The sequence below is a fragment of the Cupriavidus sp. SW-Y-13 genome, assembly GCF_009793345.1.
Classification (GTDB): domain Bacteria; phylum Pseudomonadota; class Gammaproteobacteria; order Burkholderiales; family Burkholderiaceae; genus Cupriavidus.
Genome location: NZ_WHLX01000002.1, coordinates 686312 through 701964 on the forward strand (window position 1 = coordinate 686312; position 15653 = coordinate 701964).

Genomic DNA, 15653 nt, shown 5'->3' on the forward strand with positions numbered 1-15653 from the left:
TTTCTCCCCTCTCCCGCTCGCGGGAGAGGGGAGCAACACAATCGGAGAGATTACTCCGTCGCCCACTGAAACAACGGCGCTTCCTTCTCCTTGAACCGCCTCACCGCTTCCTTGTGATACGCGGTGGTAAACGCCACCCCTTGTCCCAGTGATTCCAGCTCCAGCATCGCGCGGAGGTCGCTGTCGAACGACTGGTTCAATGCGCGTTTGGTCAGCGCATACGCCGCAGGCGAAGCACTCGCCAGGCTGCGCGCCATCTGATCTGCACGAGCAAATAACCGCTCCTGTTCCACGATCTCGAATACCACGCCCATCTGTTTGGCTTCTTCCGCGCGAACTTCGCGGGCGCTGAAGACCAGCTCTCGCGCACGCGCCATGCCCACCACGCGCGGCAGCGTATACAACGCGCCGCAATCCGGCACCAGTCCCACCTTCATGAACGGCATGCAAAAGCGCGCACGCGGCGAGGCCAGGATGAAATCCGCCAGCAGCGCCAGGCTGAAGCCCGCACCATAGGCCACGCCATCCACAGCGGCCACCACGGGGCGATCCAGGTCGGAAAGCATGGCGATCCAGCCGTGCAGGTCGTCCATGCGGTCGCGGCCTGCGTCGGCGTCGGTGACGTTCATGGCGCGGATATCGCCGCCCGAGCAGAAGTCGGTGCCGGCGCCGCGCAGTACCACCGCACGAATCGAACGGTCGGCGCGGATGCTCTGCACGGCTTCGCGCAGTCCGTCGCGCATCGATGTGTTCAGGGCGTTCTTCTGTTCGGGACGATTCAGCGTCAGCGTTGCCACGCCGTCCGCAATGTCCACGCGCAACGTCTCCTGCTCTGCCATGTCGGGTCTCCGGAGTTATGGGAATGGCACAGCTTGGCGCATGCACGGCGGTTCGCCTATTCGCGTGTCTGAAAGCCGGTATTCGCCCGCCATGAAGGCCCTCGGTGATTGCGAGGATGGCAAGATTGCGTGCAATCGGGGGATAATCGCCGACTATTCTGGAGACAACGACAATGCGCTTCGATCTGGTCGATCTGAACCTCTTCACGCATATCGCGGAAGCCAGCAGCCTGACCCGCGGTGCAGAACGTTGCCATCTGTCGCTACCCGCTGCCAGCACGCGCATCAAGAACCTGGAAGAACAGGTGGGCGTGAAGTTGCTGAGCCGCAGCAGCCAGGGCGTCAAGGTGACGCCGGCGGGGGAAACGCTTCTGGCGCATGCGCGCCGGGTACTTCGCCAGATCGAGCAGTTGAGTGGCGATCTTCAGGAATACGCTTCAGGCATCAAGGGTCACGTGCGTGTGTTCGCCAATACCACGGCGATGAGCGAGTTCCTGCCCGGCGTGCTGCGCACTTACCTTGTCAACCATCCCGATGTGACGGTCGATATCCGCGAACGGTTGAGTCCCGATATCGTCCGGGCCGTGCAGGAAGGCATGGTGGATATCGGCATTGCGGCCAGCGGCGTGAACATGGATGGGCTGGAGGTGATGCCCTACCGGCTGGACCGCCTGGTGCTGGCCACGGCCCTGAGCCATCCGCTGGCGCAGCGCAAGCGGGTGCGCTTTGTGGAGACGCTCGAATACGACTTCATCGGCCTCCCCGAGGAAAGCGCGATCCACAATTTCCTGAAGCGCGCCGCCGCCGATCTGCAGCGCACGCTGCACTGGCGTATCCAGGTCAGCAACTTCGAGACGGCAGGGCGGATGATCGAGGCGAATGTGGGGATCGGCGTGCTGCCCGAGAGCACAGCCCGGCGTCACGCCAAGACCATGGCGCTCAACATCGTGCAGATCGAAGATGACTGGGCCGAGCGCAAGCTGCAGATCTGCGTGGCGGATCGCGAGGCGTTGCCCGTCTTCGCGCGCAAGCTGGTAGATCTGCTTGTGGAAGACGGCAACACGGGTACTTGAATCAGACCAGTTCCGCCATCATCCCGCGCAACTGGTGCTTGTGCAGCTTGCCGCTGGCCGTAGTCGGTATCGCCGCCACGCGCACGATGCGCGCCGGCCGCTTGTAGGGAGAAAGACGCTCGGCCAGGTAGCTGTGCAGTGTGTCCGCATCGAATGTTTCGCCTTCGCGAATCTCCACGAACGCCACGATTTCCTCGTTGCCGTCCTCTGCGGGATGCCCCACCACGGCGGAAATCCTCACCGTCGGATGGGTATTGATCACGGATTCGACTTCGATCGGATACACGCTGAAACCCGAGCGGATGATCAGGTCGCGCGTACGACCCACGATGAACAGCGCACCGTCGGGGCCGAGCCGTCCGATATCGCCGGTATTGAGCCAGCCATCGGGACGCAATGCCTCGGCAGTCTGCTCCGGCGCGCGGTAGTAGCCACGCATCACGCCGGGGCCCTTTACCCATAGCTCGCCGGGCGTGCCGGGAGGAACGGGATTGCCGTCGGATGTCACCACGCGCAGTGCGGCGCCTTCGACAATCTCGCCTGCTGCACAGTCATCGCGCGGACGGTCGGGGCGTGTGATGAACAGCGATCCCGCGTATTCGGTCATGCCATAGCCATGATGCAGCGGTTGCCCGAACACGGCTTCCACGTTGCGCTTCAACGCAGGTTCCAGGGGACCGCCCCCCGTGTACAGGTAACGCAGGCGCGGCGCACGCAGCGTTGGCGTCCCTTGTCTGGCGAGATGTGCCAGGATGCGGCTGAACATCGCCGGCACGCCCTGCAGGATCGAGATGGCACCGCGCTGCAGTGCGGCACAGGCATCGTTGACGTTGAAGCGTGCAACCAGATACAGGCTGCCGCCGCCTTGCAACGTGGCGAGCAGCAGCGTGGCGAGGCCGAAGATATGGGACATCGGCATCACGGCATAGGCGCAGTCGCCGGGCCCGATGCCACGGCTTTCGACCGTCACACGGGCGTAGTGCAGCAGGCCGCGATGCGTGACCATGACGCCCTTGGGCTGTCCGGTGGTGCCGGAGGTATAGATCAGCGCGGCCACGTCGCGCGCGAGGGCTTCCGGCTCCGGTTCACTATGCTGGTCCACATCGGCCCCCATCAACGGGCCCAGGCCGGGCGGCGTGATCTCGCGGGCACGGTACAGCAGGCCGTGCCGCAGCGCGTCAGGTGATGCGGCCAGTGTGAACAGCATCAGCCGGGGCCGGCAATGTGCGCGGATTTCCTCGATCTCGCGCGGCGTCAGGCGCGCATTGGTGACCACGGGCCACGCGCCAAGCTCGGACAATGCAAAGACCAGCGTGATCAGCGCGAGACAGTTTTCGCCGATGATCATCACGCGGTCGCCCGTGCCCACGCCTTGTGCAGCCAGGTATTCGCGAGCCAGGCCAATGCCTTCCCAAAGCTGTCCGAACGTGACGGTGCGCTCGCCCTCCTGCACGGCAATGGCGTCCGGCGCGCGGCTGGCCCAGTGACGGGGAATGTCGCTGATCCGGGTGTTGATGTCGGCGGCGGGTTCCTGCGGCATGTCGCTGAATTCCTTCATGGAAAAGGGGCCGGACACTATCCGGCACGTCCGCAGTGTAGAGGCGGTGCTGGGGTGCGGCAATTCGTCATCGGGAAAGCACGCCTTCACCGCCGCCGAACTGCCAGGCAACGCCAGCCGCTCGTTTATCGCTTATTCCACTTCGATATTGGCCGTCTTGACCACGTTGCCCCAGAGCGCCAGTTCCTTCTTGATGCGGTTCTGTAGCGGCGCCGGGCCGGTCACGTTCAGGTCGTAGCCCACCTCGGTCATGCGGCTGCGGAAGGCGGGGTCTTCGCCCACGGTCTGCTGCGCCTTGACGAGCTGGTTGGTGATATCGGCAGGCATTCCCGGCGGCCCGACCAGGCCATACCAGCCGGTCAGGTCGTATTGCTTGAGGCCGGATTCCACAAGCGTGGGCACGCTGGGCAAGGCGGGGTTGCGTGTCTTCGACGTGACCGCCAGTGCGCGGACCTTGCCGCCCTGGATATGGCCGATGGCCGTGCCAGTGATGTCGAACATGAACGTCACCTTGCCGCTCATGACATCGGCCATGGCCGGCGAATTGCCCTTGTATGGCACATGCAGCATCTTCACGCCGGTCATCTGCGCGAGCAGTTCGGCGGACAAATGGTTCGATGCCCCCACGCCAGCCGAGCCGAAGCTCACGTCGCCGGGATGCTTGCGCGCGTACGACACCAGTTCCTCGACGTTCTTTGCGGGGAAATCCTTGTTGATCAGCAGGACGTTGGTGTAGTCCGTGATGAGCCCGACGTAGGTGAAGTCCTTCTCGGGCTTGAAGCTGACCGATTTCTGGATCAGCGGCGTCATCGTCATCGTGGGGCTGGCCACGAAGTAGAGCGTGTATCCGTCAGGCTTGGCGCCGACCGTCATGCCTGCGGCAATCGCACCGCTGGCGCCCGCGCGGTTGTCCACAACCACCGGCTGCTTCAGCACGCGGCCCATTTCGGCGGCGTAGATGCGCGCGGCGGTATCCACCGGGCCGCCCGGCGCGTAGCCAACCAGCAGCCGGATGGGCCGCGAGGGATAGGTTTCGGCCACGGCTGCACCGTGAGCCAGCGCCAGCAGCACGCCGGCGAGCATGATTCGCACCATGATTGTCTCCTCCTGTTCTTGTCAGGTTTTTGTCGGAGACCACTGTGCGTCACGTCCGCCAGTCAGGCAATTTGCATTTGTTTAAGGTGGGCTTCGAGGATGCAATACCTGCTGCATCCTCCCGGTTCAATACAGCTGCTCAGTCCAGTTGAATACGCGCCGTGCGGACGATTTCCGCCCATTTCGGCGTGTCGTTGCTGACCACGCTGGCCAGTTCGGTTGGCGTCGATGCCACAGGCTGCAGTCCCATGGCGCTCAGGCGCTGCGAGATATCCGGACGTTTGGCAATGCGTGCCACTTCGGCGGCCAGGCGATCGGCGACATCGCGCGGCGTGCCTGCAGGCAGGAAAAACCCGAACCAGCCGTTGGGCTCGAAACCAGTCAATCCGGCTTCCGCAAAGGTCGGCACGGCCGGCAGCGCGGTATGGCGCTGCGTACCCGTGATGCCGAGCACGCGGAACTTTCCGCTTTGGAGGTACGCATTGGCCGAGGTGACGTCGACAAATGCGGAATCGACCTGTCCGCCCAATACATCGCTGACCAGTGGCGCGGCGCCCTTGTACGGCACATGGACGAGATCGATCCCCGCGCGAATCTTGAACTGCTCGCCATGCAGGTGCGACGAGGTGCCATTGCCATACGAGCCGTAGCTCAACTTGCCGGGGCTGGCCTTGGCCAGTGCGATGAATTCCGCGAGCGTGCGCGCCGGCACACGATTCGGCACGACGAAAAGATCCGACGACCGCGCGACCAGCGAGACCGGCATGAAGTCGCGTTCCACGTTGTACGGCATCTTTCGGTAGAGGCTGGGCGACTGGATCATGGCGGTGATGGCCAGCAGCATCGTGTACCCATCGGGCGTGGCCTTCGCCACGATGTCGTTGCCGAGAATGCCACTGGCGCCGGGCTTGTTGTCCACTACGACCGGTTGCTGCCACGCCTGCGACAACTGCTGGCCGATCAACCGCGCGATGGTGTCTGCGCCGCCGCCTGCCGGATAGGGCACGACGAGCCGCAGTGGCTTGTTCGGATAGGCAGTGTCGGCGCTTGCATGCCAACTTGCGAACGCCATGCCGCCGCCGATGGCTGCTGCCTGGCCGAGCCAGCGTCTCCGTTCATGATCCATGTCTGTCTCCTTGTGATAGGTGTCAGGCTTCCGTCAGCGTTGTGACGCCTGCGTCGGCAAGTTTCTGCACCTGCGTATCGTCGTAGCCAAGCGAAGCGAGGATGTCGCGGCTCTGCTGGCCGAGTGCTTCCCCTGTGTGCCGGTACTGGGGTGGTGTGGCGGAATAGCGCACCGGATGGGCGATCTGCGGCAACGAGCCCGCCATGCCAGCCACCGGTACATCAACCACCAGTCCGCGCGCGCGCATGTGCGGATGCGTGGCCGCTTCTTCCAGCGTCAGCACGGGTTCCACGCAGCAATCCACCTTGGCGAAGACGTCGCACCACTCCGCGAATGTGCGCCTCACAAAGGCCGCGCCGATCTGCTGCTTCAGTGCGGTCATATCCGTGACGGCCAGCGTTACCCACTCGGGATGGCCCATCGCGCTGCAGAACGCTTGCAGGAACTGCGGCTCCAGGCTGCCGACCGAAAAGTGCCTGCCGTCGGATGTCGCGTAGTAGTCATAGAAGCTGCCGCCATTGAGCCGCTCCGATTCCGGACGTGGCGCGCGCGCACCAGCGAGATAGGCCGCACCGGACAGCGCATTCAGGCTGAATGCGGCATCGGTCATGCTGACGTCGATGGACTGGCCTGCGCCAGTGCGATAGCGATGTGCGACGGCCGCAAGCATCGCAAGCGCGGCATGCAGGCTGCCGCCCGCGATATCGGCCACCTGGATGCTCGACGGTGCCGGCGCGCCGCGTCCGCAGTAGCTGGCTGTGCCGGCAATCGAGAGATAGTTGATGTCATGCCCGGCGCGGTCGCGATAGGGGCCGTCCTGACCGTAGCCCGTGATCGAGCAATAGATCAGGGCGGGGTGGATCTCGCGAAGCTGTTCATAGCCAAGGCCGAGCCGTGCCATGACGCCGGGGCGGAACTGTTCCACCACGATGTCGTGCGTCGCAATCAGCTTCCTGACAATGTCGATCGATTCGGGTTGCTTGAGGTCCAGCGCCAGCGACCGCTTGTTGCGGTTGATCCACGCATGCGCCGCCGAGACCCCATGGCGTTGCGGTGACAGGCGCCTGACCGGATCTGGCCGGTTCGGCGCTTCGATGCGAATTACGTCCGCGCCCAGGTCGGCCAGCGCCAGGGTGGCGAACGGCCCCGGCAACAGCGTGGAAAAGTCGAGGATCTTCAGTCCAGCCAGCGGTCCGCTCATGCTCGTAGGGGAAAGAGTGGGGATGCCGCCGATTCTTCCATCGCGTCCGGGCACTGTCGTGGTCCGTTCGGACCAATCGCACTGCAACATGCAAATTGGTTCCTTTGGCGCACGACACGGCTCGCGCGGCTCCGTAGAGTCTGGTTCCAGAAGGCGGCCCAACATGGCGGCCCCCATATGCAAGGGCTGACGCTTGCATCACATGAAGGAGACGAGGAATGTATCTGACGCAAGGGCTGCATCGTTGCATGCAGCAGACGCCGGACAGCCGCGCCACCGTGTTTCGCGGCCGGACCCGCACGTTCCGGGAACTGCATGGACGCGTGGCGCGACTCGCTGGCGCGTTGCAGGCAATCGGTATGGCGCCGGGCGACCGGGTCAGCATGCTGGCGCTGAATTCGGATCGCTATATCGAATACATGCTAGGGGTCTGGTGGGGCGGCGGCGTGCTGAATCCGGTGAACATTCGCTGGAGCGTGCCCGAAATCGTCTATTCGCTCGACGACTGCGACACCGGCATCCTGATCGTGGACGATCAGTTCCTGCCGATGGTGCCCGGCATCCTTGCGGCCGCAAAGCGGTTGCCGCATGTGATCTATGCGGGTGAAGGGCGTGCACCCGATGGCATGCTCGATTACGAGGCCATGATCGATGCGGCCACGCCAGTGGCGGACATGTTCCGTGGCGGTCAGGATCTGGCATCGATCATGTACACGGGTGGCACCACGGGCAAGCCCAAGGGCGTGATGCAGACGCATCTGAACCTGTGGGCATCGGCGGTCTCGCGCATGGCCGAGTATCGCGAAGGACAACGCGTATTCGTATCGCTGCACGTGGCACCGCTATTCCACACTGCCGCCATGGCGCGCGCCGTCGGCCACATCGTGGCGGGCGACACGCAGGTGATCGAGCCGGGCTTCGTACCGGCCGAGGTGCTAAAGACAGTAGAGCGCGAGCAGATCGAAGAACTGCTGCTGGTGCCCACGATGCTGCAGGCACTGCTGGCGGACCCCACGTTTGGCCAGCATGACCTGTCGAGCCTGCAGCGCATCTACTACGGCGCGTCACCCATTTCCGCGGGCCTGCTGGATCGCGCGCTGGCAGCGCTGCCCGACATCGATTTCTTCCATGCGTATGGCATGACGGAAGCCTCGCCGCTTATCACGGTCAATCCGCCGGCGAATCACAGCCACGAGGCACGTGCCAGCGGTCTGTACCGCTCGGCAGGCCGCGCGAGCCTGGGCGTGACCATGCGCATCGTCGATCCGGATGGCAATGAAGTGCCGCGCAACACTGTGGGCGAGATCGTGGTGCTCGGCGCCAATATCACCAGCGGCTACTGGAACCGGCCCAAGGAAACCGCCGAAGCCTTGCGCAACGGCTGGCTGCATACCGGCGATGGTGGCTACATGGACGACGACGGCTATCTGTTCATCGTCGACCGGCTCAAGGACATGATTGTCACGGGAGGCGAGAACGTCTACTCGGCCGAAGTCGAGAGCGTGCTGTCGCTGCATCCCGAGGTGGCGACGTGCGCGGTCATCGGCATCCCCGATACCAACTGGGGCGAGGCGGTGCATGCCGTGGTGGTGCCGCATGCAGGCAAGACGCCATCCGAGACTTCGCTGCGCGAGCACTGCCGTGCGGCACTCGCCAACTACAAGTGCCCCAAGAGCTTTGAATTCCGCACGGAAATGCCGCTGTCGGCGGCGGGCAAGATCCTGAAACGCGACCTGCGCGACCAGCACTGGCAGGGCCAGACGCGCCAGGTGAGCTGATTCCCTTCCATTGATCGAGGACACGAACATGAGCAGAAGCGTATTGGTTGCCGGTGTCGGCATGATTCCGTTCACCAAGGCCGGAGCCAGCGAGGATTATCCGGTCATGGGCGCCAACGCCGCGCGGGCTGCACTGGCCGACGCCGGTGTGGACTACGCGCTGGTGGAGCAGGCGTATGTGGGTTACGTCTACGGCGACTCCACGGCAGGGCAAGCGGCCATCTATGGCGTGGGCCTGACCGGCATTCCCGTCATCAACGTCAACAATAACTGCGCCACGGGATCGACTGCCCTGTTTCTGGCACGGCAGGCCGTAGAAAGCGGCGCGGTGGAATGTGCCATCGCAGTGGGCTTCGAGCAGATGGTGCCCGGCGCGTTGAAGGGTGCTTACACCGACCGTCCGGCCCCGATGGCACGCTTTGTCGACGTGATGCGCGACATCCAGGGCATCGACGAAGCCGCGCCGCGTGCCGCGCAATTCTTCGGCGGTGCGGCGCGCGATTATCTGAAGGAATACGACATTCGTCCGGATACGTTTGGCCGCATCTCGGTCAAGGCACGACAACACGCGGCGCGCAATCCGTTTGCGGTGTTCCGCAATACGGTGTCGCTGGAAGAAGTCATGGCATCGCCCACGGTGTTCGATCCGCTGACGCGCTTGCAGTGCTGCCCGCCTACTTGCGGTGCGGCGGCTGCGATCCTGTGCTCCGAAGCGTTCGCGAAGAAATATGGACTCGATACGCGCGTTGCCATCCGTGCGCAATCGATGACCACGGACCGCAACAGCACGTTCGACGAAGGCGATATGCGCAAGGTGGTGGGCTACGACATGACGCATGCCGCCGCGCAGGCCGTGTACGAGGCCGCTGGCGTGGGACCGGAGGATATCGGCGTGGTGGAGCTGCACGACTGCTTCACCGCCAACGAGCTGATTACGTACGAAGCATTGGGTCTCACGCCGGAAGGCACTGCCGAGAAGTTCATCATCGACGGCGACAACACCTACGGCGGACGCGTGGTGACGAATCCGTCTGGCGGCCTGCTGTCGAAGGGCCATCCGTTGGGTGCCACCGGACTCGCGCAATGTGCGGAGCTGGTGTGGCAACTGCGCGGACAGGCACAGGACCGTCAGGTGCCGGGCGTGCGCATGGCGCTGCAACACAACCTCGGACTCGGCGGCGCCTGCGTGGTGACGCTGTACGAGCGCCAGTAAGCGGAGGTGCCCATGCTCGATACCCGACACATCGGCACGGTGCTGTCCCGGCATAGCGCGGAAGTGGAGGCAGGCCGCCTGCGCTTCTTCGCCAAGGCCACGGGACAGACCGATGCGCGCTATACCGACAAGGCTGCCGCCACGGCTGCGGGTTATCCCGCGCTGCCCGTGCCGCCGACTTTCCTGTTCTGCCTGGAGATGGAAGCGCCGAACCCGCGCGCCACGATCGACCTGCTGGGCATCGATATCGGCAGCATCCTGCACGGCGAGCAGAGCTTTCAATATCACCGCATGGCGTTCGCTGGGGAGCGCCTGCATTTCGAGGTGCGCATTGCGGACATCTACGAGAAGAAGGGCGGCGCGCTGGGCTTTGTGGTGCGCGAGACCAGGGTGACCGATGGCGACGGCGGTGCAGTAGCCGATCTGCGCAGCGTAATCGTGGTACGTGGCAAGGCCAGGGAGAGCAAATGAGCGCAGTTCGATTCGATCAATTGGAAGTTGGCAGCAAGCTGCCCGCCTTCGATGCCGAGCCGTTGAGCCGGCTCACGCTGGCGCTCTATGCGGGTGCCTCCGGTGACCACAATCCGATTCACGTCGATCTGGATTTTGCGAAACGTGCGGGCATGCCCGACGTGTTCGCGCACGGCATGTTGTCGATGGCCTACCTGGGGCGCTTGCTGACCAACTGGGTGCCGCAGGAAGCGATTCGCGAGTTCTCGGTGCGCTTTGCAGCCATCACGCATGTGGGCGATGTGGTGTCGTGCAGCGGCGTGGTGACGGAGAAAGATGCAGCGGCGGGGACGGTGCGCATTGCACTGTCCACGTGCAATCAGCAGGGCGAAATCAAACTGGCTGGCGAGGCGCTGATTGCGCCCGCCGCCTGAACCACACACTCGAACAAGACAGAGGGAGACACGCAATGAGCAAGCTGAATGGCAAGGTAGCGATCGTATCGGGATCGGGCCGCGGTATCGGCCGTGAAATCGCACTGAAGCTGGCGAGCGAGGGCGCCGCCGTGGTGGTCAACGACCTCGACGCGGAACCGGCGAATGCCGTGGTCAAGGAGATCCAGGCAGCAGGTGGCCGTGCCGTGGCTTGCACCGGCAGCGTGACCGATGCAGATTTCGGCCAGCGCTTTGTGCAAACCGCGCTGCAGGAGTTCGGCGGACTCGACATCATCATCAACAACGCGGGCTACACCTGGGACAACGTGATCCAGAAGATGTCCGATGAACAATGGTCGACGATCATGGACGTGCACGTGACCGCGCCGTTCCGCATCCTGCGTGCCGCTGCCGATCATTTCCGTGAAACCGCCAAGGCAGATGCCGCTGCGGGACAGGAAATTTTCCGCAAGGTGGTCAATATCTCGTCGGTATCGGGTGTGATGGGCAATGCGGGCCAAGCCAACTACTCGGCCGCCAAGGCGGCGATCAACGGCCTGACGCGTGCGCTGGCCAAGGAGTGGGGTCGCTACAAAGTCAACGTCAACAGCGTGGCATTCGGGCTGATCAAGACGCGCCTGACCGAAGCCGTAGCTGGAGACAGTGCCACCATCGACATCGCGGGCCGCGAGATCAAGGTGGGAGTCAACGCGCAGTTGATGAAGAACGTGGAAGCCATGATTCCGGTGGGTCGTGGTGGTACGCCGACAGAAGCGGCTGGCGCGGTGTACCTGATGTGCATTCCAGAGTCGAACTACATCAGCGGGCAAGTGCTGGTGGTAGGCGGCGGCCGTCCCTGATTGACCACTTCACAGGACAGGTCATGTCGAACCAGAGCCCATGGATCACCGAGGATCTTTCGATCTTCCAGGACGCTATCCGCAAGTTCATCGAGCGCGAGCTCGTGCCGAACGAGGAGCGGTGGTGGAAGCAGCAGCATGTGGACCGCGAAACGTGGCGCAAGGCGGGCGAGATGGGCATGCTCTGCGCGAGCATCCCTGAAGCCTACGGCGGTGGCGGTGGCACGTTTGCGCATGAAGCGATCATCGCCTACGAGCAGGCGCGTGCGATGGCGACGAGCCTCGGCACCGGCGTTCACAGTGCCATCGTGGCGCACTACATCCTGCGCTACGGCACCGAGGCACAGAAGCGGCACTGGCTGCCGAAGATGGCATCCGGCGAAATGGTCGCAGCTATCGCGATGTCGGAGCCGGGTGCAGGCTCCGACCTCAAGAGCGTAAAGACGCGTGCGGTGCGCGACGGTGACCACTACGTGATCAACGGCTCCAAGACGTTCATCTCGAATGGACTGCTGGCCGATCTGATCTGCGTAGTGGTCAAGACGGACCCGGACAAGGGCGTGAAGGGTGTCTCGATTGTCGTCGTGGAAACGGCGGGCCTGGAGGGCTTCCGCCGGGGCCGCGTGCTGGAGAAGATCGGCCAGAAGGGGCAGGACACGGCCGAACTGTTCTTCGACAACGTGCGCGTGCCGTGCAGCAATCTGCTGGGCGACGAGGAAGGGCGCGGCTTCTACCAGTTGATGCAGCAGTTGCCGCAGGAACGTATGACGATTGCGGTAGGCGCGCTCGGCTCGATGGAGCGCGCGATGGCCGAAACCGTTGCCTACGTGCGTGACCGGCAGGTCTTCGGCACGTCGCTGCTGGAACTGCAGAACACGCGCTTCAAGCTGGCCGAGTGCAAGACCAACGTCACCATCGCCCGCGCCTTTGTGGACGATTGCATGGCAAAGGTGCTGCGTGGCGAACTGGACGGCGAGACGGCAGCGATGGCCAAATGGTGGTGCACGCAGAAGAGCTGCGAGATCATCGACGAATGCCTGCAACTGCACGGCGGCTACGGCTATATGGTCGAGTATCCGATTGCGCGGCTGTACGTCAACGCACGGGTTGGCAAGATCTACGGCGGATCGAACGAGATCATGAAGGAACTGATCGCGCGCACGCTGTAGGAGAACGAGGACAGCGGGGCCTTCTCAGTCGAGCAGGCCCCGCTGTCTTGCGATGGCCACCACCTCCGTGCGGCTCTGCGCGCCGAGCTTGGCGCTGATGCGGCGCAGATGGGATTTCACGGTCAGCTCGGAGACAAACAGCTTCTCCGCGATGGCGCGATTGCGGTGGCCGTGCGAGAGCATGTGCAGCACATCGAGTTCTCGCGTGGTCAGGGCATCGAGACCCATGTCGCGCGTGGGTGTCGAGATGTCTGGCGCAGCGGTAGCTTCGGCAGGTTCCGCATCGGATACGCCCATGCGCGCGAGCAAATCAGGCACGAACCCAGCGGCTACGCCAGGCATCGTGCCTTGCATACGATGAGCAGCGTTCCAGCGCTGCAGCAATGCCACCAGTGGAGCGCCTTCATCGATAAAGCTGCGGCGCAAGCCTTCATGGCTGGCTATCCGCAGCGCTTCGGTCAGCGCATCGAACGCATGTTCGTGTTCTCCTGCGCTTTCCAGTGCCATCGCGTGCAGCAGGCGGAGCTTCAGGAGTCGCCAGTGGCGTTGCTGTGCGGTGGCCGTGGCAACGGCGTGAGCCAGCGCATCGCATAGCGACGCATCCGCCCCGCGCGCAATCTGCAGGCGCCAACGCGCTACGGCGGGCACATCGACTTCATTGGCATACCCTGCGTCATCGAGTGTCTCCCACGCGCCGTGTTGTCCCGCGGCATGCAAGGCCTGCGCGGCGGCATCGAGTGCACCGTCGAGTGTGGCCACGCGTGTGCGCTCCAGCCACGTGGAGCAGATTGCGCGCTCCGACGGCACCCGGCCACCGAGTTCTTCCAGTTCCAGCAGCCTGCGCTGCCACAGGTCACGGTCGCCGCGCGCCAACGCGATGCGCGCACTCAGGATATGGCAGGTGATCATCGAATCTACCGGGCCAGTCATCTTGGCGAAGGGCAGCGTGTCATTGACGAGCCGCGCGGCTTCGTCGATCTGGTCCGCTTCATAGCAGAGCAGGGCCAGGATCACGCCGGCTGCGGCGCGGCCTCCCGTCACTTCATCGGTGCGGTCATGCCACGTTTGCTGGGCACCGCGCAGGCGCGCCATCGAACGCCCCAGCCTGCCGTGGAACAGATCGATGATGCTCTCCAGGCAATCCGCCACGCTGCGCAGTAACGGCATCTGCTGGTGCCGTCCGCCTGCGCAGGCATTGGCCAGCACTTGCCGCGCCTCGTCGTGGCGTCGCACGGAAACCAGCCCATATGCCACGGAATTCGCAAGCAGCCAGTACTGGAAGGAATCGTCCGGCGGCACATGCTGGAGCAGCGGCAGGCCGATCTCGCGGCAGGCTTCGGTGCGGTCCGTCATCGCGAACAACACGCAGCGCAACGTCTCGGCCTGACGCTGCACGGATTCGTGTGCGGCGCTAGTGCGGGTATCGTCAACGATGCATTGCACGGCCTGCAACGCTTCCGCAAAGCGGCGATTGAGCAGCAGCACCCATGCCGCAGTAATGCGCACCCGTGGATCGGCTTCGGAAAGGCGGTCGCGCACGAGATCGAACCAGCGCGACAGCAGCCTGACGCGGCCGTTGTTGAGCAGCGTGTCGGCGTGAAGCGCCATCTCGGCGGTGGCCGCTTCGAGCATGCCGGCGCGCAGCAGATGGTCGATGGCAGGAATCGGTCGCCGCGCCTGCAGATACCATCGCGCGGCGGCAGCATGCAATGCGGTCTCCCGTTCGGGATTCAGGCTGCGCAGCCGATGCTGCAGGAAACTGGCGAACAGGCTGTGGTAGCGATACTCGTCCTGTTCGCCATTGAGCGGAAAGAGAAAGAGATTGTCATGCTCCAGCGCGGCCAGCATCGCGTGACTGTCGTTGCGATCGAGGATGGCATCGCAAAGCGGTGCGGAAAGATGGCTCAGTACACTGGTTTCGAGCAGGAAGCGGCGCACGGGCTCGGACTGCCGCCCGAGGATGTCCTGCGCGAGATACTCGGCCAGATCCGTATTGGTGCCCGAAAACGATGCGACAAAGCGGCTATGGTCGGGATGCTGCCGCAGTGAGAGCGTGGCCAGGTAGATGGCCGTGGCCCAGCCTTCGGTGCAGCGATGGAGCCGGGCGACATCCACATCGGACAGGGTTATCCCGCACTTCTCGCGAATAAACGCGGCGGCTTCTGGCAGCGTGAACCGCAAGGCGCCAGGCTGGAGTTCCAGCAGATGACCACGTGCCCTGACGCGGCCCAGCCCGAGCGATGGCGTGGTGCGCGATGCCACCACGAGCGTACCGTTGGGGGGGAGAGATTCCAGCAGCAACTGCACGAAGTTCAGCACCGCCTCGCTCTGGATGACTTCGAAATCGTCGAGCAGGATGGCGAACGGCTGGCTGACGGCCGCAACGGTAGCGATGACGCCCGCGCCCATGCGCTCTGCGGAGGCGGGCAGCGTTTGCCGCGAGGGGTGCAATACCTGCAATCCTGCGGCGAGGTGGCCGAGGAAACGCGGCAAGTCGTTATCGGCCGCATCGAGCCGCACCCACGCGATGGCGTCGCCTTTTGCCTGACACGCCGCTGCGTACTGCTGCATCAGCGTGGTCTTGCCGAATCCGGCTGGCGCGCGTATCAGCAGCAGTCGGGCACTGTGCGCCGCCAGCATGGCCGCGACCAGATGCGACCGTGCCAGATGCGACGCGGCACAGGCCGGCGGCACAAGCTTGGACGCAATGATCGTCGGCATGTCCTCCGAAACGCCGGGAATCGGCGTTCCGTTCGGACCGTGCGGGCTGGGCTGCATGGGCCGATGTCTCCTGGTTGGAATGTTTTGTGGAGACGATTGTTACACGGCTTGCGCGTTCGGGGAAACCGGATTGCTA

The 15653-nt window shown here is 63.9% G+C and carries 13 protein-coding genes; 7 read left to right on the top strand and 6 right to left on the bottom strand.

Annotated elements, in window-relative coordinates; genetic code table 11:
- Positions 1 to 50 precede the first annotated feature (50 nt).
- Complete coding sequence (locus tag GA566_RS18885; protein WP_160473666.1) at positions 51 to 839, bottom strand: enoyl-CoA hydratase/isomerase family protein; 789 nt, start codon at positions 837 to 839, stop codon at positions 51 to 53.
- Positions 840 to 1012: 173 nt separating this feature from the next.
- Between GA566_RS18885 and GA566_RS18890 the strand changes: the two genes are divergently transcribed.
- Positions 1013 to 1912, top strand: a complete 900-nt coding sequence (locus GA566_RS18890) for a LysR substrate-binding domain-containing protein (RefSeq protein WP_160473667.1) — start codon at positions 1013 to 1015, stop codon at positions 1910 to 1912.
- A 1-nt stretch (position 1913) separates the two neighbouring features.
- On the opposite strand, the gene GA566_RS18895 is transcribed toward GA566_RS18890, so the two are convergent.
- From GA566_RS18895 to GA566_RS18910, 4 genes are all read right to left on the bottom strand, one after another.
- On the bottom strand, positions 1914 to 3452 hold the full coding sequence (locus tag GA566_RS18895; protein WP_160474658.1) for a class I adenylate-forming enzyme family protein: 1539 nt from the start codon (positions 3450 to 3452) through the stop codon (positions 1914 to 1916).
- A gap of 150 nt (positions 3453 to 3602) precedes the next feature.
- Positions 3603 to 4565, bottom strand: a complete 963-nt coding sequence (locus tag GA566_RS18900) for a tripartite tricarboxylate transporter substrate binding protein (protein ID WP_137927069.1) — start codon at positions 4563 to 4565, stop codon at positions 3603 to 3605.
- A 139-nt stretch (positions 4566 to 4704) separates the two neighbouring features.
- A complete protein-coding gene (locus tag GA566_RS18905; protein ID WP_160473668.1) occupies positions 4705 to 5691 on the bottom strand; it encodes a tripartite tricarboxylate transporter substrate binding protein in 987 nt (328 codons plus the stop codon).
- A gap of 22 nt (positions 5692 to 5713) precedes the next feature.
- Positions 5714 to 6982: a CaiB/BaiF CoA-transferase family protein gene (locus GA566_RS18910; RefSeq protein ID WP_202126838.1), complete on the bottom strand. Its 1269-nt coding sequence runs from the start codon at positions 6980 to 6982 to the stop codon at positions 5714 to 5716.
- Positions 6983 to 7110: 128 nt separating this feature from the next.
- On the opposite strand from GA566_RS18910, the gene GA566_RS18915 reads away from it, so the two are divergent.
- Genes GA566_RS18915 through GA566_RS18940 form a run of 6 tightly spaced genes read left to right on the top strand, consistent with a single transcriptional unit; the run spans position 7111 to position 12796 of the window.
- Positions 7111 to 8670: a long-chain-fatty-acid--CoA ligase gene (locus GA566_RS18915; RefSeq protein ID WP_160473669.1), complete on the top strand. Its 1560-nt coding sequence runs from the start codon at positions 7111 to 7113 to the stop codon at positions 8668 to 8670.
- A 28-nt stretch (positions 8671 to 8698) separates the two neighbouring features.
- Positions 8699 to 9883: a lipid-transfer protein gene (locus GA566_RS18920; protein WP_160473670.1), complete on the top strand. Its 1185-nt coding sequence runs from the start codon at positions 8699 to 8701 to the stop codon at positions 9881 to 9883.
- Positions 9884 to 9895: 12 nt separating this feature from the next.
- A complete protein-coding gene (locus GA566_RS18925; protein ID WP_137927074.1) occupies positions 9896 to 10354 on the top strand; it encodes a MaoC family dehydratase N-terminal domain-containing protein in 459 nt (152 codons plus the stop codon).
- On the top strand, positions 10351 to 10767 hold the full coding sequence (locus GA566_RS18930; RefSeq protein ID WP_137927075.1) for a MaoC family dehydratase: 417 nt from the start codon (positions 10351 to 10353) through the stop codon (positions 10765 to 10767). The genes GA566_RS18925 and GA566_RS18930 overlap by 4 nt, the downstream gene beginning before the upstream one ends.
- A gap of 35 nt (positions 10768 to 10802) precedes the next feature.
- Positions 10803 to 11627, top strand: a complete 825-nt coding sequence (locus tag GA566_RS18935) for an SDR family NAD(P)-dependent oxidoreductase (protein WP_160473671.1) — start codon at positions 10803 to 10805, stop codon at positions 11625 to 11627.
- Positions 11628 to 11650: 23 nt separating this feature from the next.
- Positions 11651 to 12796 (top strand): acyl-CoA dehydrogenase family protein, encoded by a 1146-nt coding sequence (locus GA566_RS18940; RefSeq protein WP_160473672.1) that lies wholly within the window; start codon positions 11651 to 11653, stop codon positions 12794 to 12796.
- 24 nt (positions 12797 to 12820) lie between these two features.
- On the opposite strand, the gene GA566_RS18945 is transcribed toward GA566_RS18940, so the two are convergent.
- The gene (locus GA566_RS18945; protein WP_160473673.1) at positions 12821 to 15574 is read right to left on the bottom strand and encodes a LuxR C-terminal-related transcriptional regulator; all 2754 of its coding nucleotides are present in this window, start codon (positions 15572 to 15574) and stop codon (positions 12821 to 12823) included.
- Positions 15575 to 15653: the final 79 nt, after the last annotated feature.

Bases quoted from the DNA above. Each gene is read 5' to 3' on its own strand.
- GA566_RS18885 (WP_160473666.1), bottom strand. From the start codon at position 839: ATGGCAGAGCAGGAGACGTTGCGCGTGGACATTGCGGACGGCGTGGCA.
- GA566_RS18890 (WP_160473667.1), top strand. From the start codon at position 1,013: ATGCGCTTCGATCTGGTCGATCTGAACCTCTTCACGCATATCGCGGAA.
- GA566_RS18895 (WP_160474658.1), bottom strand. From the start codon at position 3,452: ATGCCGCAGGAACCCGCCGCCGACATCAACACCCGGATCAGCGACATT.
- GA566_RS18900 (WP_137927069.1), bottom strand. From the start codon at position 4,565: ATGGTGCGAATCATGCTCGCCGGCGTGCTGCTGGCGCTGGCTCACGGT.
- GA566_RS18905 (WP_160473668.1), bottom strand. From the start codon at position 5,691: ATGGATCATGAACGGAGACGCTGGCTCGGCCAGGCAGCAGCCATCGGC.
- GA566_RS18910 (WP_202126838.1), bottom strand. From the start codon at position 6,982: ATGTTGCAGTGCGATTGGTCCGAACGGACCACGACAGTGCCCGGACGC.
- GA566_RS18915 (WP_160473669.1), top strand. From the start codon at position 7,111: ATGTATCTGACGCAAGGGCTGCATCGTTGCATGCAGCAGACGCCGGAC.
- GA566_RS18920 (WP_160473670.1), top strand. From the start codon at position 8,699: ATGAGCAGAAGCGTATTGGTTGCCGGTGTCGGCATGATTCCGTTCACC.
- GA566_RS18925 (WP_137927074.1), top strand. From the start codon at position 9,896: ATGCTCGATACCCGACACATCGGCACGGTGCTGTCCCGGCATAGCGCG.
- GA566_RS18930 (WP_137927075.1), top strand. From the start codon at position 10,351: ATGAGCGCAGTTCGATTCGATCAATTGGAAGTTGGCAGCAAGCTGCCC.
- GA566_RS18935 (WP_160473671.1), top strand. From the start codon at position 10,803: ATGAGCAAGCTGAATGGCAAGGTAGCGATCGTATCGGGATCGGGCCGC.
- GA566_RS18940 (WP_160473672.1), top strand. From the start codon at position 11,651: ATGTCGAACCAGAGCCCATGGATCACCGAGGATCTTTCGATCTTCCAG.
- GA566_RS18945 (WP_160473673.1), bottom strand. From the start codon at position 15,574: ATGCAGCCCAGCCCGCACGGTCCGAACGGAACGCCGATTCCCGGCGTT.